The following is a 24,620-nucleotide window of genomic DNA, read 5'->3' as shown; positions in this document are numbered from 1 at the left end:
CGGATCAGTCATGGTGCGAGTTACAGGATGTTGAATGGAATGGTGGTTACCAGACGGAATTCGTTGATGTTGCCATCAGCCTGGTTTTCGCTGGCGCGGTGCGTGGTGTACGTCGCGCGGATAGCAGTGGCTTTGAGAGGACCGGACTGTACAGCGTACGAAGTGCCGATGCCGTACTCGTAGTGGGTTTCGCCGTCCATTGCCAGCACGTCGCTGTAAGCAGTGCCCTTGTATTTGGTGCCGTCGATGTCCCAGCCGCGCGCTTGGTAGATGTTGAATTTCAGGCCTGGCACGCCGTATTCAGCCATGTTCAACACATAGCTGAGCTGCAGGGATTTCTCGTTCGGGCCGTTGAAGTCCGACAGCAGGGAGTTGGCCAGGAAGATGGCGTTGGATTCGCCGAGGTAGTCAAAGTACTCGTCGCCGTTAACGTCTTGATAAGCCAGGCTCACGCTATGCGCCTTGTGGGTCGCGGTGAACGACAGGCTGTAAGTGTCGTTATCGATCGGGCCCAGTTTGCGGCTGCCCGAATCCTTGGTTTTGTAGTAGTTCAGGTTTGAGCTCAGGCCCAGTACGTCGGTATCGCCCAGTTCATGTGTGAACGCGAAGTAGTACTGGTGCCAGAAGTCCTCAACGTTGGAGGCATACAGGCTGGTGGTCAGGCTTTCGAACGGTTTGTAGTCCACGCCCGCCATGTCGACACGATCAGCCGTCGCACCATTGCCGGCGTACGAAGAGGTGAACTTGGTCATGCTCTGTTGCATGCGGGGCGAGACGCGGTCGTAGCTACCGGCCTGGAAGGACAAGTTGTTGAACTCGTCGCTTTTCAGGGTGACACCGTTGAAGCTGGATGGCAGTGCCCGGTTACCGATGAAGGCAATCACGGGCGTGTTAACGGACTGGCGGCCTGCGGTCAGCGTGGTATTGGAAACACGCGCTGTGATGTTGGCAAGACCCATCTTGCTCCATTGACCCACTGCGTCACCGTCGCTGTCAGCCAGAGTACGGTTGGAGCTACGAATGAAGTGGTCCTGATCACGGTCCAGCGCAATGGCGTTGTAAAGTGCCAGCTCAGTGGAGAAGCCTACAACGCCCTGTGTGAAGCCCGAGGTGTAGTTGACGATGGTGCCTTGTTGCCAGTTGATACGACGTGGGGTCGTTTTGGTAACGCCGTCCTTCTGGTAAGTGTATTCGCCATCCCTGCGTTGCAGTTCGTTGGCATACCAGTTACGAGTCGTACCGGTCAGGTGTGAATCTTCGATGAAGCCCCCGGCTTCGCCTTGCGCGCTTTTGGAACTCAGCTGGGTTGGCACGAATGCTTGGCTGACCGGTTCTGCCTGTGCCATTGCGCTCAGAGAAGCAATGGAAAAAGCGACTGCTGCGGTACTGACTTTTCTCACGATTGAAGCTCCCTTTACTACTTTATAGTTGCCAGTTTTTTTGGTCTGGCTCTGGTGGTGTGAGGCTTTTTTTGCCCCGTTCTTTTTTGATACATCTGCTAACAAAACGAATTTCTGGAACGGTGATACTCGCCGCCCTTGGTCAAGGGCAGCGAGTTACCTGTTTTATCTGGCTTAGTCGGCGACGCTTACGTTGGTGAAAGTATTACGCCCGAACGGGCTGACTTTGAAACCCTGCACTTCTTTACGCAGCGGCTGGTTAACCGTGGAGTGTGCGATTGGAGTGATAGGTACTTGCTGTTTCAGGTACTGCTGGGCCTGTTTGTAGAGGTCAGTACGCTGGGCGCGGTCGGAAGTGGCAACTGCGGCCTTGACCAGTGCGTCGTATTTCTCGTCACACCACATCGAGTAGTTGTTACCGCCAATAGCCGCACAGCTGTAAAGCGTGCCCAACCAGTTGTCCGGGTCCCCATTGTCGCCTGTCCAGCCGATCAGCGAGATATCGTGCTCGCCGTTCTTGGTGCGCTTGAGGTATTCACCCCATTCATAGCTGACGATCTTGACCTTGATGCCTACCTTGGCCCAGTCGGACTGCAGCATTTCAGCCATCAGCTTGGCGTTGGGGTTGTAAGGACGTTGAACCGGCATCGCCCACAGGGTCAGTTCGGTGCCTTCTTTGATGCCCGCTGCGCGCAGCATCTCTTTGGCTTTTTCCGGGTTGTACGGCGTGTCCTTGATGGTGTCGTCGTAAGACCATTGGGTCGGCGGCATGGCGTTGACGGCCAGTTGACCGGCGCCCTGATACACAGCGTTGATGATGGCTTGTTTGTTGACGGCCATGTCCAGCGCCTGACGGACTTCCAGTTTGCCCAATGGCTCATGGCGTACGTTGTAGGAGATGTAGCCCAGGTTGAAGCCAGCCTGTTCAATCACCTTGAGGTCTTTGTCTTCCTTGAGTTTCTGAAGGTCGGCAGGGCGTGGGTTGAGCGAGACCTGACACTCGTTGGCCTTGAGTTTCTGCATCCGTACCGAAGCATCGGTATTGATGGCGAAAATCAGGTTATCGATTTTGACGCGGCTCGGGTCCCAGAAGTCTTTGTTGCCCTTGTAGCGAATCTGCGAGTCTTTCTGATAACGCTGGAAAACAAAGGCGCCAGTGCCGATTGGCTTCTGGTTGATGTCGTGCAGGTTGCCGGATTTCATCAACTGGTCTGCGTACTCAGCGGACAGAATCGAAGCGAAGTTCATCGCAACGTTTTGAATGAATGCGGCATCGACTTTGTTCAGGGTAAATACCACGGTCAACGGACCGGTTTTCTCCACTGACTTGATGTTCTTATTCAGGCCCATGCCGTTGAAGTACGGAAATTCGGTCGGGTAAGCGACACGAAACGGGTGGTCCTGCTTGAGCATGCGGTTGAACGTGAACAGCACGTCATCGGCGTTGAATTCACGCGTTGGCTTGAAGTAAGGCGTGGTGTGGAATTTAACGCCTTCGCGCAGATGGAACGTGTAGATCAGGCCGTCTTCGGAAACATCCCACTTGGTTGCAAGTGCCGGAATAACGGCGGTGCTGCCTTGTTCGAATTCGGTAAGGCGGTTGTAGATCGGTTCAGCGGCATCGTTGTCGGTGCCTGCTGTGTATTGGGCAATATCGAAACCGGCCGGGCTTCCTTCCGAGCAAAACACCAGATTGCTGGCGGCCTGTGCAGCAGGCGTCAGTGCCAGCAAGCCAAGGCTGAACAACGACGACATGGCAATGGTTTTACGCATGATGATCCTTATCCTTAAAATGAGTAGTAAGTGCCCAACAAGTGCCAGGCAAAGCACTGCCTGCAAGCAGGAAGCCTTAGTGACCGATCGGTAACAAAATGAAATAGCTTGCTCCACGCACACGAAGGTATGTCCGTCGTGCAAGACTGTATGTAGTACCGGATGCCTAAAAGTGCGTAGGAAACTTCTGTATGTAGTTAGCTAATTCCTCTGTAGGCGCTGCCGAAGGCTGCGAGGGCGTTATATCTGACGCACCGCAATTCGCAGCCTTCGGCAGCTCCTGCAGGGAAATACGAAACCTTATATATCCGACAAAAGGAAATAACTGCGCTGTATTACAGCGCAGTTATTTGACCCTTACTTGCCGGTAACGCTAACTCCGTAGAACGAGTTCAGACCAAACGGGCTGATCTTGAAGTCCTGAACGCTAGTGCGCATCGGTTGGTAAACCGTTGAGTGCGCGATAGGCGTCATCGGAACGGCGTCTTTGAGGAGGTGTTGTGCCTGCTTATACAGCTCAGTGCGCTTGGCCTGATCCGTTGTTTCCTTGGCCTGGTGGATCAAGGTATCGAACGGCTTGTCGCACCATTTGGCAAAGTTGTTACCTTCAAGGGCATCACAGCCAAACAGGGTGCCGAGCCAGTTGTCCGGGTCACCGTTGTCGCCGCTCCAGCCAATCAGCATCGCGCCGTTTTCGCCCGCTTTGGCGCGCTTGATGTACTCGCCCCATTCGTAGCTGACGATCTTGACGTTGATACCGATTTTCTTCCAGTCGGACTGAAGCATCTCGGCCATCAACTTGGCATTCGGGTTGTAAGGACGCTGAACCGGCATCGCCCACAGGGTGATTTCGGTGCCTTCCTTGATGCCGGCCTGCTTGAGCAGGGCCTTGGCTTTTTCAACATCGAACGGTGCGTCTTTGATGGTGGTGTCGTAGGACCACTGGGTTGGCGGCATGGCGTTAACGGCCAGTTGGCCCGCGCCCTGATACACCGCATCAATGATGCCTTGCTTGTTCACGGCCATGTCCAGCGCCTGACGAACTTCCTTGATGGCCAGAGGGTTTGGCTGATCGCTACCCTTGATCTTGTCCATCGTGTTGTAGGCGATGTAACCCAGGTTGAAGCCTGCCTGATCCGGCATCTTCAGGTCCTTGTCAGCCTTGAGTGGAGCAAGGTCGGCAGGGCGTGGGTAGGCGGTGATCTGGCATTCACCCTTTTTCAGCTTCTGTGCACGAACCGAAGCATCAGTGGTGATGGCGAAGATTAGGTTGTCGAGTTTGACGTCTTCAGGCTTCCAGTAATCCTTGTTGCCGGTGAAGCGGATGTTGGAGTCTTTCTGGTAGCTCTTGAACACGAACGGGCCAGTGCCGATCGGTTGCTGGTTGATCAGCTCAGGCTTGCCTTCCTTGAGCAACTTGGCTGCGTATTCAGCGGACTGAATGGACGCGAAGCTCATCGCCAGGTTCTGAATGAACGCAGCGTCAACAGTACCGAGGGTGAGCTTGACCGTGTGCTCGTCGACTTTTTCGACTTTCTTGATGTTGGTGTCCATCGCCATGTCGGTGAAGTACGGGAACTCGGTCGGGTACGCCTTACGGAACGGGTCGTCCTTGTTGATCATGCGATTGAGCGTGAACAGCACGTCATCGGCATTGAAATCACGGGTCGGCTTGAAGTACGGGGTGGTGTGGAACTTCACGCCCTCACGCAGGTGGAAAGTGTAAGTCAGGCCATCCGGGGAAACGTCCCAACTGGTCGCCAGCCCTGGTACTACAGCGGTGCCGCCACGTTCGAACTGGCTCAGACGGTTGAATACGGTCTCTGCCGATGCATCGAAATCGGTGCCGGTGGTGTATTGGCCTGGGTCGAAACCGGCCGGGCTGCCTTCGGAGCAGAACACGAGGTTCGATGCCGCTTGAGCGAAAGGAGCTGCAGTGATCAAGCCTGCACTGAGTAGAAACGGAATGACCGCGTGTTTGAGCATGATGGCCTCAGTTGTTGTCATTTTTAATTTTGAGGATCTGACCTTGTGAGCCGATCTTGCCGATACTTATGCAGGGGCCATACCCAAAGCAAGACGTTGGCGTCAGAGAAGTATCAAAGAGTGGCACGAGCGTACAGGAATGTCGCATCAGTGTAATTTTTGACGCATTTGATCGTTTGCGCGTCGTATCTGGAAAGGTTTTGCGCACCAATCGCGAGCAGTCATTTGTGTTGAATGCACTCGATTGGCGCGGCAGTGTTACCAATTTTTCTAATGGTTCGTTTATTTGGTCAGGCTTACACCGTAAAAAGGCGTGAGGCCGAAGGGGCTTAGCTTGAAGTCCTGGACTTCCTTGCGCACCGGCTGGAAGACCTTGGAGTTAGCAATCGGAGTGATCGGCACCTGCGCTTTGAGGATCTGCTGTGCCTGCTGGTAAAGCTTGATGCGCTCGTCGCGATCCGTGGTCAGCTTGGCTTTCTGGACAAGCTTGTCGTAGGCAGGATCACACCATTTTGCGTAGTTGCTGCCTTTCACCGCTGCGCAGCTGTACAGCACGCCAAGCCAGTTGTCGGGATCGCCATTGTCGCCTGTCCAGCCATAGATCATCGCGTCGTGCTCACCGGCCTTGGCGCGCTTGATGTACTCGCCCCATTCGTAACTGACGATGTTGGCCTTGATGCCAACCTTGGCCCAGTCGGCCTGAATCATCTGCGCTGACATGCGGGCGTTCGGATTGGAAGCGCGTTGCACGGTCATGGCCCACAGGTTGATCTGGGTACCCGGTGCAACACCTGCTTCCTTGAGCAACTGTTTGGCCTTTACCGGGTCGTGCGGTGCGTCCTTGATGCTCGGGTCGTAGCTCCACTGGCCTGGAGGAATAGCGTTCTGCGCCAGTTGCCCGGCGCTTTGGTAAACCGCTTTGATGATCGCCGGTTTATCGATGGCCATGTCCAGCGCCTGGCGTACCTTGAGCTGATCCAGTGGTGGATGCGTTACGTTATAGGCCAGGAAGCCGAGGTTGAATCCGGGCTGGCTGATCACTTTGATATTCGGGTCTTTCTGCATCAGTTCGATGTCTTGCGGCCGCGGATAGCCGCTGACCTGACACTCACCCGCCTTGAGCTTCTGCATTCTCACAGCCGCATCGCTGTTGATTGAAAAGATCAGGTGATCGAGCTTCACATCCTCGGGTTTCCAGTACGCCGTGTTCGCGTCGTAACGAATCTGCGCGTCTTTCTGGTAGCGCTTGAACACGAACGGTCCGGTGCCGATCGGCTTCTGATTGAGCTCTTCGGCTTTGCCCTGCTTGAGCAACTGATTCGCGTATTCGTCCGACTGGATAGAGGCAAAGCTCATGGCCAGGTTCTGCACGAACGCCGCGTCGACATTGTTCAGGTTGAATTTCACGGTCTGGTCGTCGACTTTTTCGACACTCTTGATCGTGGTGTTCATGCCCATATCAGTGAAGTACGGCGACTCCGAAGGGTATGCCTTGCGAAACGGGTGATTGGCGTCCAGCAGTCGCTGGAACGTGAACAGCACATCGTCTGCGTTGAAGTCCCGGGTCGGCGTGAAGTAATCAGTGGTATGAAACTTCACGCCTGGGCGCAGGTGGAAGGTGTACGTCAGACCGTCGCTTGAAACATCCCATTTTGTGGCCAGCCCAGGCTCTACTTCGGTGCCCCCGCGCTTGAACTGTGTCAGGCGGTTGAATACCGTTTCAGCCGAGGCATCGAAATCTGTGCCGCTGGTGTACTGGCTTGGATCAAAACCTGCCGGGCTGGCTTCGGAGCAGTACACCAGCGTGCTGGCTGCCTGAGCCATGGGCATGCAGGCCAGAAGGGCGGTGGTCAGGAGCAGTGGTTTGAATACGTTTTTTCCCATGGAACCCTCGCGACTGCGGCAGTGGCTGCCTGACGCTCATCAGGCAGTTTGACAGCGCAGGATGTCGCACTGTCGGGTCGCTCACAAGGGGTATGTCGCGGTTCCTGAATCCGCTCGATCGATGCGCTTTGTCTAAACCTCTTTGCTGCCCGTCGTCTTGAGGTTTTGACGCTGCTTTATGTCAGCTACATCTTTGAGCCCGATGGCGCCACCGAGTTTCTTCAGATAGTCCCACACGTCGAGGCTTTCTTTCGCAAACGCCTGGAATCGTTTGTGAGTGACTTCCAGCAGTTCCTGATGCAGTCGTGAGAGCTCGGTTAAAGAGCTGGCGCGTTTGATCTGCTCGGGGTTTTTGCTCGCCCAATCAAGGAAGATATCGTCCAGCAGGTAGGTGTCTTCCGGGTGTACAAAATAGCTGAATGCGATATCTGTCGGCCTGATACCCGAGCCAAATCTCCAGTAGTTGAGCATGGCGCCCGCCACTTCCCTGATAGCGCTCGACGCGCAGCTCGCCGCCAGTTTGTGCAGCGGATGATCGGCATGATCTTTGGATAACTGGGAGTGCGTGGGATCTGTAGATCCAGTTTGATGGGGATCGGCCCCGGTATGGGTCTGTATATCGTCAATACTGTTGCCGATGATTTGCAGCATTCCCTGAAAGATCGTGTTGTAGGCGTTGCCCGCTAAACGTAAGGGGCTGGAAATGACCCAGTTATAGAGCTCAAACAGCTTGAAGCCGGGAATGGCGCTGGCCTTGTCACGGGTGGCAAGGAAGTCTTGAAACGTCTCCAGCAGCCACGCCTCCTCATGTTCGCTGAGCAGGATCAACAGCATCCGTTCCGAGTCGGAGCGAGCGCCGGGCCTGGTCGGGTTGAAATCCCATATTGAGTCCGGAGCCAGCAGTTTGGCGATGGGGCCTGCCAGGCTGGCGATTATGTCAGTGCCTCCAAATGTGCCGGTTACTACGGGGAGTTTGTGCTTGCAGTCGGCCGGGCCTGTCCAGGGCAAGACGTCTTTGTGATTCAGGGCAATGAGGTTCAATTCAACAAAATTGGAGTGAGCAAAAAAGTCTTCAAGTATATGCAGTGCTCCGCCCAGCTTGCGTAAACCTTCCGGGGTGTAACCCTCTTTCATGGCGGCGAATAGCTCTATGCGCATCTTCGCGGCCGAGCGATGTATGTAGGACTTCATCGACGAGTCTTTAGCCACTTCCAGCAGTGGATCATCTTCCAGCACCCAGGCTTCGAACTCCGGATCGCGTTCAGCGAGATCCGCCGGGGTGGGATTTTCGACTCTCGGGTTGTCAATGTGATGGCTCGGACGGTAGACCCCCAGCTTCTGCTCGGTCACTTTGTAGCTGGAACTGTCTTTGGCCCTTAACTCGTGAAATTTTCTGGCGGCCATCACATCGACCACCGCTGTCAGTGCTTCGCGCGACATGACAGCGGGAAAGTCCTTCTTTTGATTTTTACCCCGGACAACCTTGGGATCCAGTAATTGCGCATGATCCCGAAGCCAGTTACCGAAATACATGGCTTGCAGGTCTTCTTTGGCAAAGCCGATCGCCTCCAGGCCTGCTTCGATTCGCTCGTGGCTGAAAAGGCCGTTGCCGCTGCCATCTGCTTCAAATGCTTCTCGGTCGGGGTCCATCGTTTCGCCGTCCAGTCGAACGATGTCGCTCTGCCTTTCCCGTACCGCTCGCATGCCCAAGGTGTAATTGATTTTGATGACGTGTTCGGTTTTATCCCCATCCACGTAGAGGCCAAGGATCAGATCGTCTTCGTCCTGCAGCCCGGTCCCTGCCATGTGCAACGCAAAGCGGGCGCCTTCCTCTCCGGCGGAATCCGGGTGCAGGGGCGGTGTGTCTGCCGCGTGACGGGGGGCAAGGTCCCGGCGGATTACTTCATCAATGTGGTGGCCGAATTCATGAAGCAACACGGCCAGTAGCTCCCAGGTGGCGTCGGGGTGCTTGACGATGTGCTGCATTGCCGCCACATGAATCCTGATAGTCCGGTCGCGGTTGTTGTAATCAGCCGGATAGGTTCCAGACGAGACGACCTCGTAGCGAGGCAGGGGGATGGTTTCTGCGATCAGGGCCTTTTGCAGTTCCAGATAAACTCTGGGTTGGATGTCCACGCCGAAAATCGTCGCCATTTCCATTATGAAGTGAGGCGCAGCGTGCGTGCGGGCCAAACGGTTCAGCAGACTAAGGGCAACGGTACTGTCCAGTCGTGGCCGGTGTTTACTGGAGAAAAATGCGTCTGTGTTTCTGCTACCGGTTTTAGCGCGATGCATCAGATGGTTGATATAGCGGGTATTTTTTTTCGGTGAGGCAGTTTGAGGATTCATCCGTGAGTCCTTGAAAGTGTGCAAACGCAGAGGCCCGCGTCGCATAGAAATGTTTTGGGTGAGGCCGAATGGAGTGTACGGACGAGTCCTGACCGAAAAAGCAGGAGAGGCTTTCAATTGCTGTAGGCGGGGGATTCAAGCGGAGTAAGAGTAGAACGATGATCCTGCGAGGTTACGGCAACCTGGGGTTGCCGCTTGCTTATCAAGAAACGGCCATCAAGGGATAGCGACCTCAATCACGCCATCTGCGGTAACGGTCACGTCGCTGGTGCCGGCTTCAACATCCGGTGTCGGTGCGCTGTCCGCCATGGAGGATTTCATCATCATGGCTGGCGCGCGCAGGTACGGCTGCGGGTAACCAGACGTGTTGAAGTTCAGATTGACCACTTTGTAGCCGGTACCACCCAGAGCTTCGGTGACTAGTTGGGCGCGGGCGCGGAACGCAGTCACGGCTTCTTTCAGTAACGTGTCTTCACTGGCCTTACGTGTCGGTTTGGAAATCGAGAAGTCCATTCCGCCCATTTTCATGTCGCCCAGTAGTTCGCCAGTCAATTTGGACAGGGCCGCGAAGTCGGCGCTTTCCAGGCGAAGTTCTGCACGTTCGCGCCAGCCGGTGATCTTCTGGCCTTTATCATCGTAGATCGGGTAGCTGTTGCGGTTGCCCTGGCGAATCGTGACACCTTTGACCTGACGCGCCTGACCAAGGGCTTTATTCAAGGTCTCGGTGACTTCAGCAGCCAGTTTGGCAGGGTCAGTGTTCTGCGCTTCGCTGTACAACGTGACGTTCATCAGGTCGCGGGAGACTTCCTGGTTGACCTCGGCACGTACGGAGACCTGGTTGTAGTTAACGGTGTCTGCCAGCGCTGGAACGCTGGTCAGCGCAGCAGCGCCGAGGGCGAGCAGGGCGGCAGTAGGGCGAAGGCTGAACATTGGAAACTCCTTGTTATGAAGCATGCGTATAGCAGACAGGCCTGCGACGGACGTCGGCAGGGCGCAAAGCCATAAGACTGTGAGTGGAGGGGTGTGGTTCCGGCAGCTTCAGGGTTGCCGGGCTATCGATCGCCGAAACGAAAGGTAAATTATTCATGAAACCTGTGGTGGTTTGCCGCAGTTTGCGCAGTTTTTGTTGTTGCTTGGTTATACTCGCATCGATTCGCCTGGAGCACTCATCAGGAGAGCTCATGCTCGCCCCCGTCCAATTGTTGTCCGCTACGCGCCAGAATCTCTGGCGTCTGACCTTTATCCGCACGCTGGTACTGGCTGCTCAGGCTGGTTCGGTGGGTATTGCGTACCTGTTTCATTTATTGCCGCTGCCCTGGATGCAACTGGCGATCACTCTCGGGTTCTCGACGATCTGGTGCGCGGTGACGGCAGTTCGGTTGCGCACGTCGTTGCCAGTGACTGAACAAGAGTACTCCGTGCAACTGGCGTTCGACCTGTTTATCCACAGTGCGCTGCTTTATTACTCGGGCGGTTCGACCAACCCGTTCGTTTCTTATTATCTGGTGCCGCTGACCATTGCGGCGGTCACGTTGCCATGGCGCTATTCGCTGATCCTGTCGGGCATCGCGCTGGCGCTGTATAGCTGGCTGATGGGGCATTCTTATCCTCTGGACACTTATCCGATCTCGCGGGAAAACCTGCAGGTCTACGGCATGTGGCTGAGCTTTGCTCTGGCCGCCGCGGTCATTACCTTCTTTGCGGCGAAGATGGCAGAGGAGCTGCGGCGTCAGGAACAATTGCGTGCCGAGCGTCGTGAAGAGGGGCTACGCGATCAGCAACTGCTGGCGGTTGCGACGCAGGCTGCCGGTGCGGCCCATGAACTGGGCACGCCGCTGGCGACCATGAGCGTACTGCTCAAGGAAATGCGTCAGGACCACAAGGATCAGGCGTTGCAGGATGATCTGGAAGTCCTTCAGGAGCAGGTCAAACAGTGCAAGCAGACCCTGCAACAGTTAGTGCGCGCCGCAGAGGCCAATCGCCGTCTGGCCGTGGAAATGCAGACCGTCAGCCGCTGGCTCAACGAATCACTGGATCGCTGGCATTTGATGCGTCCTGAAGCCAGCTACCGGTTTCAGTTGCTCGGCAAGGACGCAGCGCCCATGCTTGCGCCGCCGCCTGACCTGACTCAAGCGCTGCTCAACCTGCTTAATAACGCAGCCGATGCATGCCCGGAGGGACTGGAAGTGAGTCTGAACTGGGACAGTACGGAAATCTGTATCAGCATTCGCGACCACGGCCCCGGCGTGCCACTGGCAATTGCCGAACAAATCGGTAAACCTTTCTTTACGACCAAGGGCAAAGGCTTCGGCCTGGGCCTTTTCTTGAGCAAGGCCAGCGTGACCCGCGCGGGCGGCTCGGTGAAACTCTACAGTCATGAGGATGGCGGCACGCTCACCGAGCTGCGCCTGCCCCGTGACGCCCGAGGAGATGATGCATGAGTGACGAAACCCAGGTTGATGGCGAAGAGCTGCCGCATTTGTTGCTGGTTGACGATGACGCCACGTTCACCCGTGTGATGGCGCGGGCGATGTCCCGACGCGGTTTCCGTGTCAGCACGGCCGGTTCCGCCGAAGAAGGATTGATCCTGGCTCAATCGGACATCCCGGAGTTCGCGGCGCTGGACCTGAAAATGGACGGCGATTCCGGCCTGGTGTTGCTGCCCAAGCTGCTGGAGCTGGACCCGGACATGCGCGTGGTAATCCTCACCGGTTACTCCAGCATTGCCACGGCCGTTGAAGCCATCAAGCGCGGCGCCTGCAACTACCTGTGCAAACCGGCCGACGCTGACGATGTGCTGGCTGCGCTGCTGTCTCAACATTCGGATCTGGACACGCTGGTGCCGGATAACCCGATGTCGGTGGACCGCCTGCAATGGGAGCATATTCAGCGCGTGCTGACCGAGCACGAGGGCAATATTTCCGCTACCGCCAGGGCGTTGGGCATGCACCGCCGTACCTTGCAGCGCAAATTGCAGAAACGCCCCGTACGCCGCTAACGGCTGCTGTTTGTCATGGATGATCGCGTAGTGCGTCCGCCGCTCACGCCCGGACGCTGAACTTCACTGTGAAGTCGAGTCATCACCATGAATCGCAATGCCGAATACACAACTGTAAATGACAGTGTGCGGGAGAAATTCTTCTCCCGCGTCTGGAAGCTGATTACTCCTTACTGGCGCAGCGAAGAGAAGGGCCTGGCCTGGCTCCTCTTGATCGCCGTGATTGCGCTTTCGCTGTTCAGCGTGGCCATTTCGGTGGTGCTCAACAGCTGGTACCGAGACTTCTACAACTCGCTGGAAAAGAAGGATCTTGAAGCCTTTACCCAGTCGATTCTGTATTTCTGCGGCATCGCTACCGTGGCTATTCTGGGCGCGGTTTACCGGTCCTACCTGACGCAGATGTTGACCATTCGCTGGCGGCGCTGGCTCACCGAGCAGCATTTTGCCAAATGGCTCAGTCACAAAAGCTACTACCAGCTGGAGCAGGGCGGTTACACCGATAACCCTGACCAGCGCTTGTCCGAAGACCTCAACAAATTCACCAGCGATACCCTGTCGCTGGGCCTTGGGCTGATCAAAACCATCGTCAGTCTGGTGTCCTTTTCGATCATCCTGTGGGGCGTGTCCGGCAGCATCGAGTTGTTTGGGATCGAGATACCCGGCTATATGTTCTGGGCCGCATTCCTTTATGCAGTTGTGGGCAGTTGGCTGACGCATTTGATCGGTCGGCGTCTGATTCCCCTGAGTAACCAGCAAGAGCGTTACGAAGCTGACTTGCGTTTCTCGCTGGTTCGCGTGCGTGAGAACGCCGAAAGTATTGCGCTTTCGGACGGCGAGCCCAACGAGAACGAGCGTTTGAGTTCACGCTTCGGCATGGTCTGGAGCAACTTCTGGTCGATGATGCGGGTGCAGAAACGCCTGACGTTCTTCACGGCCGGTTATTCACAGATCGCGATCATCTTCGCCTTCGTGGTGGCCGCGCCGCGCTACTTTGCGGGCAAGATTGAGCTGGGCGAGCTCATGCAGATCAACTCTGCTTTTGGCAATGTGCAGGAAAACTTCAGCTGGTTTATCGACGCCTATGCCACGCTGGCGTCGTGGCGGGCCACCTGTGACCGTCTGCTGAGTTTCCGGCAGGCTCTGGATCAGAACGAGGCCCATGTTTCAGCCATCGAAATCAGCCATACAGGCGAGTCGCTGAGCCTGGCCGGGCTGGCGCTGCAATTGGGCGCGAGCCGACAGTTGCTGAAGGACACGAACCTGAACATCGCAGCAGGTGAGCGGGTCATGGTGGGTGGTCGATCCGGCAGCGGCAAGAGTACTTTGCTGCGTGCGCTGGGCGGGTTGTGGCAAAACGGTAAAGGCCACATTCAACTGCCTGCCGAGCCCTATCTGTTCCTGCCGCAGAGGCCTTATCTGCCGATTGGCACATTGCGTGAGGCCATGAGTTATCCACAGACTGTGGAAACGTATCCGGCGGAACGCTTCGCCCAGGTGTTGGAAACCTGTCGACTGGGGCACCTGATACCGCGTCTGGACGAGAGCGATCACTGGCAACGCATGTTGTCACCCGGTGAGCAGCAACGCGTCGCGTTTGCCCGGGCACTGCTGTTCCAGCCACGCTGGCTCTATCTGGATGAAGCCACCTCTGCCATGGACGAGGAAGACGAGGCGTTGCTGTATCAGGCGCTGATTGATGAGTTACCGGATGTAACTCTGGTCAGCATTGGCCATCGCAGCAGCCTGAAGCGTTTTCACAGACGGCTGCTGCGTATCGAGGATGGGGATTTGCGCGAACAGCCGCATTCTCTGCCTGTTGTATGATCGCGGCGTACTATTCATTCGTTTTTTATGAATGTGATCGTATAACCCGGTGAGCTATCATCACTTCTTTCATTGCTCGAGATCGACGTTGGATATGGAAAATCAAAGCGCACTGCCTCGCGCACGCCGCAAGCACCGCAGCCTTGCGCAAGAGCTGGTCACTGAACTGTCCGAGCGTATTCGCAGCGGGCTGCTCAAGCGTGGCGACAAACTGCCCACCGAATCGGCCATCATGGAAGAACAAGGCGTCAGCCGCACAGTGGTGCGCGAGGCTATCTCGCGTCTGCAGGCGTCCGGTCTGGTAGAAACCCGTCACGGTATCGGCACCTTCGTGCTGGATACGCCAAGCCCGAGTGGCTTCCGTATTGATCCGGCCACCATTGTCACGTTGCGTGATGTGCTGGCGATTCTCGAGTTGCGTATCAGCCTTGAGGTCGAGTCGGCCGGATTGGCGGCGCAGCGTCGTACCGATGAGCAATTGCTGGCAATGCGTCAGGCGCTGGATGCACTGAATGAAAGTGCTGCTCATGCCGCTGATGCGGTAGGGTCGGACTTCCAGTTCCACCTGCAGATTGCGCTGTCGACGGGCAACCGCTATTTCACCGATATCATGACTCACCTGGGCACCAGCATCATTCCGCGTACCCGCCTGAACTCGGCGCGCCTGGCTCATGATGACCAGCAGCACTACATGACACGCCTGAGCCGTGAGCACGAAGAAATCTACGACGCCATCGCCCGCCAGGACTCCGACGCCGCCCGCGCCGCGATGCGCCTGCACCTGACCAACAGCCGCGAACGGTTGCGTCATGCCCATGAAGAGGCTGAATCGCAGCGGGCCTGATTGAGTGCCTCAATACCTGTGGGAGTCGCCCCGGTGTCCCTGACACCACGCTGTCGCGCAGCAAACGGGTGACCTGTAGGAGCCAACTTGTTGGCGAGACGTCGGACCCGCATCGTCAGAAATTCCGCTTCGCCAACAAGTTAGCTCCTACAAGGTCCGCGTTTCAAATCCATTATTGGAGTGATGTTTGATAGGAGCAGAGCTTGCTCGCGATAAGGCTGGATGCGGTTCATTTCAGATCGCATCCAGCCTTATCGCGGGCAAGCCCAGCTCCCACATAAATACCGCGCGCCCCCTCTATCCGGGCTAATTCCTCCCAGTGATCATACGACCTTAGTCTATCCAAATTCCCGCCAGGGCCCATTCCTTCGGGGCCTGCGCTACTATCTGCTACAGCTTACGGAAAAAACCGAAAATCCCTGTTGAGTGATTTTATTATCAGTTGTACGATGACTTACGACATCGGCAGACGACCGGTGATCCATTCACAATAAATGCTCCCAGGGTGTTCGAATAATGAATCCACAAGAACTGAAGTCCATCCTTTCCCACGGTCTGCTGTCTTTCCCTGTTACCGACTTCAATGCGCAGGGCGACTTCCATCGCGCTGGCTACGTTAAACGTCTCGAGTGGCTGGCCCCGTACGGCGCAAGCGCTCTGTTCGCTGCCGGCGGTACAGGTGAGTTCTTCTCCCTGGCAGCCAGCGAATACTCCGAAGTGATCAAAACCGCGGTTGATACCTGCGCGACCAGCGTGCCGATTCTGGCAGGCGTTGGCGGTTCGACCCGTCAAGCCATCGAATACGCTCAAGAAGCAGAACGTCTGGGCGCCAAAGGCCTGTTGCTGCTGCCGCATTACCTGACTGAAGCCAGCCAGGACGGCGTAGCCGCTCACGTTGAAGCGGTCTGCAAGTCAGTGAAAATCGGCGTTGTCGTGTACAACCGCAACGTCTGCCGCCTGACTGCTCCGCTGCTGGAACAACTGGCCGAACGCTGCCCTAACCTGATCGGCTACAAAGACGGTCTGGGTGACATTGAACTGATGGTCTCGATCCGCCGTCGTCTGGGCGATCGCTTCTCGTACCTGGGTGGTTTGCCGACCGCTGAAGTTTACGCAGCTGCCTACAAAGCGCTGGGCGTTCCGGTCTACTCGTCGGCCGTTTTCAACTTCGTACCCAAGCTGGCGATGGACTTCTACCACGCTATCGCCAAAGACGATCACGTTGCCGTTGGCAAATACATCGACGACTTCTTCCTGCCATACCTGGACATTCGTAACCGCAAATCCGGTTACGCCGTCAGCATCGTCAAGGCTGGCGCAAAAATCGCCGGTTACGACGCCGGTCCAGTGCGCACACCACTGACCGACCTGACTGCCGAAGAGTACGAAATGCTCGCCGCGCTGATGGACAAGCAAGGCAAGCAGTAACACACCCCCGAACCAAAGCCGCTGAGCGATTCAGCGGCTTTGTGCCATGGACGGTTTGTCAGCGGCACAAGGGCTGATGAGGTCTGCATCGGTTCGTAGGGACGCGCATCAACTGTAGGTGGGAAGTGTCGTTAATCACGACTTTTTCCAAGGGGCCGACAGGCGCGAGCGACACAAAAAAACAGATATACCCGCGTAAAAAAAATAATTAGTGGGAGTTCACACACATGCAACAGTCCAAGCCGACTCACGTCCGCTATTTGATCCTGCTCATGCTTTTTCTGGTGACCACGATCAACTACGCCGACCGCGCCACCATCGCTATCGCGGGCTCCAGCCTGCAAAAAGACCTTGGTATCGACGCCATCACTCTCGGGTACATCTTCTCTGCTTTCGGCTGGGCCTATGTGGCTGGTCAGATTCCGGGTGGCTGGCTGCTCGACCGTTTCGGTTCCAAGAAAATCTACGCACTAAGCATTTTTACCTGGTCGCTGTTCACCTTGCTGCAAGGCTATGTTGGCGAGTTCAGCATTGGCTCCGCGGTCATCGTGCTGTTCATGCTGCGTTTCATGGTGGGTCTGGCCGAAGCGCCTTCCTTCCCTGGTAACGCGCGCATCGTTGCGGCCTGGTTCCCGACTGCCGAGCGCGGTACTGCCTCTGCGATCTTCAACTCCGCACAATACTTCGCCACCGTGCTGTTCGCTCCGCTCATGGGCTGGATCGTTTACAAATTCGGCTGGCAGCATGTGTTCGTCGTGATGGGGGCCATCGGTATCGTGTTCTCGGCGGTCTGGATGAAAGTTATCTACAGCCCGCGCGAACATCCACGCATCAACAAGGAAGAGTTCGATCACATCGCCGACAACGGCGGCATGGTCGATATGGATCAGGACAAAGGTAAAGGCAAAAGCGGCGGCCCGAAATGGGACTACATCCGTCAACTGCTGACCAACCGCATGATGCTCGGCATCTACCTGAGCCAGTACTGCATCAACGGCATCACCTATTTCTTCCTGACCTGGTTCCCGGTTTACCTGGTTCAGGAACGTGGCATGACCATCCTCAAGGCGGGCATGATCGCCTCGTTGCCAGCCATCTGCGGTTTCATCGGTGGTGTATTGGGCGGCGTGATTTCCGACTACCTGCTGCGCAAAGGCCACTCGCTGACCTTCGCTCGCAAAGCACCGATCATCGGCGGCCTGCTGCTGTCGACCACCATCGTTGCCTGTAACTACGTTGATATCGAGTGGATGGTCGTCGGCTTCATGGCCTTGGCGTTCTTCGGTAAAGGTGTGGGCGCGCTGGGCTGGGCGGTGATGTCCGATGCTTCGCCGAAGCAGATCGCCGGTTTGAGCGGTGGCCTGTTCAATACCTTCGGTAACATTGCATCGATTACCACGCCTATCGTGATTGGCTACATCATCAGTTCCACTGGCTCGTTCAAATGGGCACTGGTGTTCGTGGGTGCCAACGCAGTGGTTGCGGTGTTCAGCTACATCTTCATTGTTGGCGAGATCAAACGCGTTGAACTGAAAGAGCCTCCAACCGAGGGGCCATTGACTGGCGAAGCCAGCGACCTTTCTCAAGCTAAATCCTGAGGAAACCGTGATGAACCTGATTCAACATGCCGACTCCCCACGTTACATCCGGCTCCATGAGCTGGATAACGTGGTGGTAGTAGTCAACGACCAGGGTGTGCCTGCCGGTACCGAATTTGATAATGGTCTGGTGACCGTCGATAACGTTCCGCAGAGCCACAAGGTCAACACCGTCGATATCGCTGAAGGCGAGCCGATCATCCGTTACGGACACACCATCGGTTATGCCCTGCAACCGATTCCACGGGGCAGTTGGGTCAGGGAAGATCAACTGCGTATGCCATCGGCTCCGGCGCTGGACAGCCTGCCGATGTCAGACGCGGTGCCGGAAAGAGGCGCACCGCTGGAAGGTTTTACCTTTGAAGGCTATCGCAACGCCGACGGTACTGTCGGCACGCGTAACATTCTGGGCATTACCACCACTGTGCAGTGCGTGACCGGGGTGCTTGATCATGCGGTCAAGCGCATCCGCGAAGAGCTGTTGCCCAAGTACCCCCACGTCGATGACGTGGTGGCGCTTACTCATACTTACGGTTGTGGTGTGGCTATCACCGCGACCGACGCTTACATCCCGATCCGCACAGTGCGTAACCTTGCGCGCAACCCGAACCTGGGTGGCGAGGCGTTGGTGATTGGGCTGGGCTGCGAGAAATTGCAAGCCGGGCAGGTCATGCACGAAGACGATCTGTCTGTGGATCTCAGCGATCAATGGATGTATCGCCTGCAGGACTCCAGCCATGGCTTCAACGAAATGATCGAGCAGATCATGGAGTTGGCTGAAGTGCGCTTGAAGAAGCTTGATCTGCGACGTCGTGAAACCGTGCCCGCCTCAGATTTGATTCTGGGCATGCAATGCGGCGGTAGCGATGCGTTTTCTGGCATCACCGCCAACCCGGCATTGGGTTACGCCTCGGACTTGCTGCTGCGCGCAGGCGCTACCGTGATGTTTTCGGAAGTGACCGAAGTACGCGATGCCATCTACTTGCTGACGTCCCGCGCCGAGACTCAGGAAGTGGCCGAAGAGCTGGTTCGGGAAATGGACTGGTACGACCGCTATCTGGCGAAAGGCGAGGCGGACCGTAGCGCCAACACCACACCGGGTAACAAGAAGGGCGGGTTGTCGAACATTGTCGAGAAATCCCTGGGATCGATCGTCAAGTCGGGCAACAGCGCCATCAACGGCGTGCTGGGCCCTGGCGAACGCTTCAAGCGCAAAGGCCTGATTTTCTGTGCCACACCGGCCAGTGACTTTGTCTGCGGCACCCTGCAACTGGCGGCCGGGATGAACCTGCACGTGTTCACCACCGGGCGCGGTACGCCGTATGGTCTGGCGATGTCCCCCGTGGTCAAGGTATCGACCCGTACAGAGCTGGCGACGCGTTGGCCTGATCTGATCGACATTGATGCCGGCCGTATTGCAACCGGTCGTGCAACGATTGAAGACCTTGGCTGGGAACTGTTCCATTTCTATCTGGACGTGGCCAGCGGCAAGAAAAAGACCTGGACCGAGCATTACCGTTTGCACAACGACATCACCCTGTTCAACCCTGCGCCGATTACCTGATATCAGCGCTGTCTTTCCTGTGGGAGCCGGGCTTGCCCTCGATAAGGGTAACTCGGTCTCGCATGAATCGCGTCGCCCTTATCGCGGGCAAGCCCGGCTCCCACAAGGAACTGTGCCTGCCTCGCGAAAGCGAGCTTAGATAAATCTTCCCCGCCAAGTTCAAACTCCCAGCCCGACGGCGACGAGATTAACCACTGGTCATCTTTGCTTTAAGGCCCTCTGAACTTACATATTCTTTCGGTTCTCCCTTGTTAGTTCCGGGTGCTTTTGCCCGACTGGCCTTATCGCCTGCAAGGAGAGAAAAATGCGCGCACTGACTTATCACGGGTCCAATGATGTTCGGGTCGATACCGTTCCTGATCCAGTTATTCAAGAAGTCGATGACATTCTGCTGAAGGTCACCGCCACAGCGATTTGCGGCTCTGACCTGCATTTGTATCGCGGCAAGATTCCAGCCACTGAATCGGGCGATATTTTTGGCCATGAGTTCATGGGTATCGTTGAAGAGGTGGGTTCACAGGTCACCACGGTCAAGCCTGGCGACCGGGTTGTTATCCCCTTTGTCATCGCCTGCGGCAGTTGCTTTTTCTGCCAGCTGGACCAGTTCGCAGCATGCGAAACCACCAACACCGGACGCGGTGCGATTCTGAACAAGAAGTCCATTCCGCCAGGGGCTGCGTTATTTGGTTTCAGCCATTTGTATGGCGGTATTCCAGGTGGGCAAGCTGAGTACGTGCGCGTGCCTAAAGGCAACACCGGCCCTTTCAAAGTGCCGGGCACGCTGTCCGACGACAAGGTGTTGTTCCTTTCCGATATCCTGCCGACTGCGTGGCAAGCGGTGCTCAATAGCGGAGTAGGCCAGGGTTCGAGTCTGGCGATCTACGGTGCCGGGCCAGTGGGGTTGCTCAGCGCTGCTTGCGCAAGAATGCTGGGCGTCGAGAAAATCTTCATGGTCGATCACCACGCGTATCGCTTGGCCTACGCACAAAGCACTTACGGCGTGATCCCGATCAACTTCGATGAAGACGATGATCCCGCTGACACCATCATCAAGCAGACCCGTGGCATGCGCGGCGTGGATGGCGTGATCGATGCGGTCGGGTTTGAAGCCAAGGGCAGCACGACTGAAACCATTCTTGCGACCCTGAAACTTGAGGGCAGCAGTGGCAAGGCCTTGCGCCAATGCATCGCCGCTGTGCGACGCGGTGGTGTGGTGAGCGTACCGGGTGTCTACGCCGGATTCATCCATGGCTTCCTGTTTGGCGATGCTTTCGACAAAGGCCTGACGTTCAAAATGGGACAGACCCATGTACAGCGTTATTTGCCTGAATTGCTCGAACACATCGAAAGCGGGGCGCTTGCGCCAGAGGCGATCATTACCCATCGCATGTCGCTGGAAGATGCCGCCGAGGGTTACAAGATCTTCGACAAGAAGCAGGAGGATTGCCGCAAGGTGATTCTGGTGCCGGGGATGAGTAGCGCTACAGCGGTCTAAATCCGGCTGTAGGAAGGCTGCGATAGCGGTGTACTTGAATAATCGCTATCGCAGCCTTCGGCAGCTCCTACATGGTTCGCGGATCCGTCAGGAATACTTCGCCGAATGGTGCGGGTAATCCACAAGACGAGCGCCGATGACCATCTCACTGATCCAGTTGGTCAACATCGAGCTGTACATACTCTGGCTCAGATCGCTGCTCAACGCGTGGTCGGCGCCGTCCACCAGGCGATAGGTTAGCGAGTGGGCCTGTTCGAACGCACTGCGGTAGCTCATCAACGTCGCGTGGGGCACATAGTCGTCCTGTTCGGACTCAATCAGCAGCACGTCCCCGTGAAACTCTTTGCAGGCTGCCAGCGCACGGTTGTCAGCGGCAGTCACCGCAGAACGGCGGTAATGGGCCAGCTTGTCGCGATCCAGTTCCTGCTTGGGCATTTCCCAGTCGGCATCCCAATACAGCGCGGGTACACGCAACGCCAGCCATTTGACCGGGCGCATGGAGCTGAGGATGGTTGCCAGGTAACCGCCATAGCTGCTGCCAATGACGGCGATGGCATCGCTGTCGACCGCAGGGTGGCTGACCAGTCGGTCGTAGGCAGCGAGCAAATCCGCCAGGCTTTGTTCCCGGGATACCTTGCTACGCATTTCGTGAGTGCCCTCGTGCCCGCGCAGGTCAAACGTCAGGCACACGCAACCCAGACCTGTGATGTTTTTGGCTCGCGCCAAGTCCCTTTGCTGACTACCGCCCCAGCCGTGGACGAACAAAATGCCGGGGATCTTCGCGCCAGGGGTCAGGATCGTTCCGGAAATGGATTGGCCATCTACTGCAATCTCAATGCTTTCACTGCTTACACTCATAAGGTCTGACCTTTGTGAATTTGCTGATGAAACCAACCTCGGGATCGTCGCCTTCGTAAAGAACGCTGGCGTCGGCCGGGATTGTGGTTTCGCCGTATATTTCGTGAGTCGAGGCACAGATACGCTGCAGGTCTGGATCGGCCGCAAAAGCCAGTAAAGCTTCGACCTCAGCAGGGCTCGCACCACCGATTCGCCAGGATTGTTCCAGTACGCCGGAGCAGCGTTCGCCTTTGGCGTTGGTGCCTTGAGCAATGTCGTAGTTGCGCCTTGAGGCGATGAAGTCGGGGAAATGTTTGAGCGCCGCGTTCTCGTAGTGCATGGCCTGAGTCACGGCGCGCCGAACGGGCTCATCCAGCTCCAGCGCGAGCAGTGCTTCATAACCGCCGCGCACAATCCACAGCGTAGAGCCGCCATAAACCGTTTCACCCTTGTTGTCCTCAGTGAGGCATTGGGTGCCGTGATAACTGGCGGTGATCCCGGCGACCTGCACCAGGCCAACACTCAGGGTGATAACGTCAGTTAGGTCTTCTTCGATCACCAGACCCCATGTTGCGACCTCTTCCATGGCTTGCTCGGCAATCGCGGCCTGGAGTTGGCCCTGATCAGTGACCACGATCTGCCCCCGTCCAGCCGTCGCCAGCACGGGTTTGATCCGCGCCGGTCCGTTGGCCAATACTCGCTCACCGGCACGCAGTGCGTCGGCTTCATTAAAAACGGTAAAACCTGCGAGCACTGAATCAGCCGCATCCTCGTGGATTTGCCGTGACCAGCCGGGAGGCTGCGCCGTGGCTTCATCCAGCAGGGGATGGGAAATGGCCTTGGTGGCCATAAAGGGCTCGGCGATCAAACCACCGAACAGGTCGTCGAAAGACTCAATGTTCAGGGCGATGTTTTGTTGTTTGCCAATCAAGGTGTCAGACGGGATGAAGTAAAGATTCATGCCCTTGTGGATGGCGTTGTCGTATAGCCCGAGAAATTCACAACCCAATAAAGTCGCGATTTTCTCGGCCAGTTTCTGATGCACTACGACTTCATGTGTGGCCAGTTTTTTGTGGGTAGGCAGAAGAACTACAGCAGCTTTTTCAGTGCTAGATCCGGATCCGCTCATGGACGACTCCCTGTGTAGGCCAGTGGCTCGCTACTAGGTTTTTTATACGTCGACTACCTGTTTTATGAACGGAGGGGCGGTTGTAGAGTTCCCCGGCGCTGACCGCCGGGCCGTTGCATCAAGGCTCGCTTTTGGACGGGGAGCCGAGAGCCTCGATATCACCAATCGCTTTGTATTCCTTGCGCAGTGCACGAAGTTCTTTGTGATCCAGCTTGTCCAGGCTCAGCAAGGCGTTTTGCGCGTCCTTGGTCACGCGCAGCAGTTCGTCGATCTTGATATGCAGTACATCGTTGTCGCGGTTCTGAGTGTTCTGAATCAGGAACACCATCAGAAAGGTGATGATGGTCGTGGACGTATTGATGATCAGCTGCCAGGTATCGTTGTAGTGAAACCAGGGGCCGGTGATTGCCCACAGGCAAATCAGGGCAATCGCAGCCATGAACGTTCGTGCGCTGCCTGCCCACTTGGACAGCCCTTGGGCAAATTGGGAAAACTTCATGCGGTGTGGCCTTTCATAGAATCTGTGAACTACTGACCACAGCCGATTCTTGAAATTTCTTCTTACAAATACTTTCATCTTCGTCAGCAGTGAAACCCTTTTGCAATGCTTAGCTGTTTACATCAGCGCATTGAATTCTGGAAAGGGAGAAGTGCTATGCCGATTATCGCGAGATGGGCCCTGCAGGGTGTGGCGCTGTTCTTGTTCGCCTGGATGGCAGCGATGACGGGGCATTGGAGTGGCGAAGTCATGGATGGCAGTCGATCGGACCGGCTTGCAGTGCTGGGCGAGGCGGCATTGGTCAACAGCAAAACCGTCGCCAGCAATGAGGCTGTGAGCACTGCGCCGTAGGCTTTCAGAGCCGGATGAAATGGGTTTTCTGTAGGAGCTGCCGGAGGCTGCGAAGCGCTTATCCTGACACGCCGCTATCGCAGCCTTCGGCAGCTCCTACGGGTCCAATGCTCAAACGCGAGACAAAAAAAGACCCGCTACGAGGCGGGCCAGGAGATTCAACAGGAGTGACGCTAGGTTAAAAGCGCCGCCGTGAAAATCATGTGAAAAGGATGTCGTAGAAATGGAAAGCCCGGCGAGTAAGCCGGGCTTTTTTATTCCTGTTCTTCAAACCTGATCTCAACCGACATGCGCCGCCGTCTGGTTGACCGATGTAGAGCTGAACCTGCCGGGCAACGAGTGCGGGGCATTGATTCGTGACTTCATTTTTTCAGCAAATTCGCGGGCTTCATCCCTGCTGCGACATTTGACGGGGTAGTTGTCCAGCTTCACGACCCAATTGGCGCCGTGAGTCCCTTCTTCTATTTGGATTAGCATCGGTAAGCATCTCCATCAGTGGGGTGAACGAAACGCCGAGTCAACGGCGGCTGAAAACGTCGGAAAAATCCTGCACCGAAAATGGCAAATGAGCTACATAAAAATTACCTATCCGATGAACGTAATGTTCCCGTATTCATTGGCCGAAACGACCTGTTTTCAATACGAGAAAAACGCCGCTGCG

The 24,620-nt window shown here is 56.2% G+C and carries 19 protein-coding genes; 9 read left to right on the top strand and 10 right to left on the bottom strand.

Annotated features, from left to right (window positions below):
• Positions 1–20 precede the first annotated feature (20 nt).
• From RX972_RS11255 to RX972_RS11230, 6 genes are all read right to left on the bottom strand, one after another.
• Positions 21–1,400, bottom strand: a complete 1,380-nt coding sequence (locus RX972_RS11255; RefSeq protein ID WP_099268166.1) for an OprD family porin — start codon at positions 1,398–1,400, stop codon at positions 21–23.
• A 174-nt stretch (positions 1,401–1,574) separates the two neighbouring features.
• On the bottom strand, positions 1,575–3,173 hold the full coding sequence (locus tag RX972_RS11250) for an ABC transporter substrate-binding protein (protein ID WP_231676918.1): 1,599 nt from the start codon (positions 3,171–3,173) through the stop codon (positions 1,575–1,577).
• A gap of 357 nt (positions 3,174–3,530) precedes the next feature.
• The gene (locus tag RX972_RS11245; RefSeq protein ID WP_316875088.1) at positions 3,531–5,159 is read right to left on the bottom strand and encodes an ABC transporter substrate-binding protein; all 1,629 of its coding nucleotides are present in this window, start codon (positions 5,157–5,159) and stop codon (positions 3,531–3,533) included.
• A 282-nt stretch (positions 5,160–5,441) separates the two neighbouring features.
• Positions 5,442–7,043 carry an ABC transporter substrate-binding protein gene (locus RX972_RS11240; protein ID WP_263268711.1) on the bottom strand — a complete coding sequence of 534 codons (1,602 nt, stop codon included), beginning with the start codon at positions 7,041–7,043 and terminating at the stop codon, positions 5,442–5,444.
• 132 nt (positions 7,044–7,175) lie between these two features.
• A complete protein-coding gene (locus RX972_RS11235; protein WP_316875084.1) occupies positions 7,176–9,392 on the bottom strand; it encodes an HET-C-related protein in 2,217 nt (738 codons plus the stop codon).
• Between the two features lie 216 nt (positions 9,393–9,608).
• Positions 9,609–10,322, bottom strand: a complete 714-nt coding sequence (locus RX972_RS11230) for an SIMPL domain-containing protein (protein WP_027901131.1) — start codon at positions 10,320–10,322, stop codon at positions 9,609–9,611.
• 251 nt (positions 10,323–10,573) lie between these two features.
• On the opposite strand from RX972_RS11230, the gene RX972_RS11225 reads away from it, so the two are divergent.
• From RX972_RS11225 to RX972_RS11190, 8 genes are all read left to right on the top strand, one after another.
• Positions 10,574–11,833, top strand: a complete 1,260-nt coding sequence (locus RX972_RS11225; protein WP_316875081.1) for an ATP-binding protein — start codon at positions 10,574–10,576, stop codon at positions 11,831–11,833.
• Entirely contained in the window at positions 11,830–12,390 is a 561-nt protein-coding gene (locus RX972_RS11220) for a response regulator transcription factor (RefSeq protein WP_027901129.1), read from the top strand. The genes RX972_RS11225 and RX972_RS11220 overlap by 4 nt, the downstream gene beginning before the upstream one ends.
• 87 nt (positions 12,391–12,477) lie before the next feature.
• Positions 12,478–14,214, top strand: a complete 1,737-nt coding sequence (locus RX972_RS11215) for an ABC transporter ATP-binding protein/permease (protein WP_255878896.1) — start codon at positions 12,478–12,480, stop codon at positions 14,212–14,214.
• Between the two features lie 94 nt (positions 14,215–14,308).
• Positions 14,309–15,058 (top strand): FadR/GntR family transcriptional regulator, encoded by a 750-nt coding sequence (locus RX972_RS11210; protein WP_027901127.1) that lies wholly within the window; start codon positions 14,309–14,311, stop codon positions 15,056–15,058.
• 516 nt (positions 15,059–15,574) lie between these two features.
• A complete protein-coding gene (gene kdgD / locus RX972_RS11205; RefSeq protein ID WP_027901126.1) occupies positions 15,575–16,486 on the top strand; it encodes a 5-dehydro-4-deoxyglucarate dehydratase in 912 nt (303 codons plus the stop codon).
• Positions 16,487–16,713: 227 nt separating this feature from the next.
• Positions 16,714–18,084 (top strand): MFS transporter, encoded by a 1,371-nt coding sequence (locus RX972_RS11200; RefSeq protein WP_263268702.1) that lies wholly within the window; start codon positions 16,714–16,716, stop codon positions 18,082–18,084.
• A gap of 10 nt (positions 18,085–18,094) precedes the next feature.
• Entirely contained in the window at positions 18,095–19,648 is a 1,554-nt protein-coding gene (gene garD, locus RX972_RS11195; RefSeq protein ID WP_316875075.1) for a galactarate dehydratase, read from the top strand.
• 304 nt (positions 19,649–19,952) lie between these two features.
• Positions 19,953–21,143, top strand: a complete 1,191-nt coding sequence (locus RX972_RS11190; protein ID WP_099268157.1) for a zinc-dependent alcohol dehydrogenase — start codon at positions 19,953–19,955, stop codon at positions 21,141–21,143.
• A gap of 87 nt (positions 21,144–21,230) precedes the next feature.
• On the opposite strand, the gene RX972_RS11185 is transcribed toward RX972_RS11190, so the two are convergent.
• The 3 genes from RX972_RS11185 to RX972_RS11175 all read right to left on the bottom strand — a co-directional run bounded on the left by RX972_RS11185 (position 21,231) and on the right by RX972_RS11175 (position 23,608).
• Positions 21,231–22,001, bottom strand: a complete 771-nt coding sequence (locus tag RX972_RS11185) for an alpha/beta hydrolase family protein (RefSeq protein ID WP_027901123.1) — start codon at positions 21,999–22,001, stop codon at positions 21,231–21,233.
• Positions 21,985–23,109 carry a DUF3182 family protein gene (locus tag RX972_RS11180; RefSeq protein WP_316875071.1) on the bottom strand — a complete coding sequence of 375 codons (1,125 nt, stop codon included), beginning with the start codon at positions 23,107–23,109 and terminating at the stop codon, positions 21,985–21,987. Before RX972_RS11180 ends, RX972_RS11185 begins: the two co-directional genes overlap by 17 nt.
• Positions 23,110–23,227: 118 nt before the next feature.
• Positions 23,228–23,608 (bottom strand): low affinity iron permease family protein, encoded by a 381-nt coding sequence (locus RX972_RS11175; protein ID WP_316875070.1) that lies wholly within the window; start codon positions 23,606–23,608, stop codon positions 23,228–23,230.
• Between the two features lie 156 nt (positions 23,609–23,764).
• On the opposite strand from RX972_RS11175, the gene RX972_RS11170 reads away from it, so the two are divergent.
• Complete coding sequence (locus RX972_RS11170; protein WP_316875069.1) at positions 23,765–23,959, top strand: hypothetical protein; 195 nt, start codon at positions 23,765–23,767, stop codon at positions 23,957–23,959.
• 279 nt (positions 23,960–24,238) lie between these two features.
• On the opposite strand, the gene RX972_RS11165 is transcribed toward RX972_RS11170, so the two are convergent.
• Positions 24,239–24,436 (bottom strand): hypothetical protein, encoded by a 198-nt coding sequence (locus RX972_RS11165; RefSeq protein WP_027898088.1) that lies wholly within the window; start codon positions 24,434–24,436, stop codon positions 24,239–24,241.
• Positions 24,437–24,620 lie beyond the last annotated feature (184 nt).

The organism is Pseudomonas syringae group sp. J309-1, from assembly GCF_032582135.1.
In the GTDB taxonomy this organism is placed as follows: domain Bacteria; phylum Pseudomonadota; class Gammaproteobacteria; order Pseudomonadales; family Pseudomonadaceae; genus Aquipseudomonas; species Aquipseudomonas quasicaspiana.
Note: the sequence above shows the minus strand (reverse complement) of the source record. Positions and strands in the feature narration are given on the sequence as shown.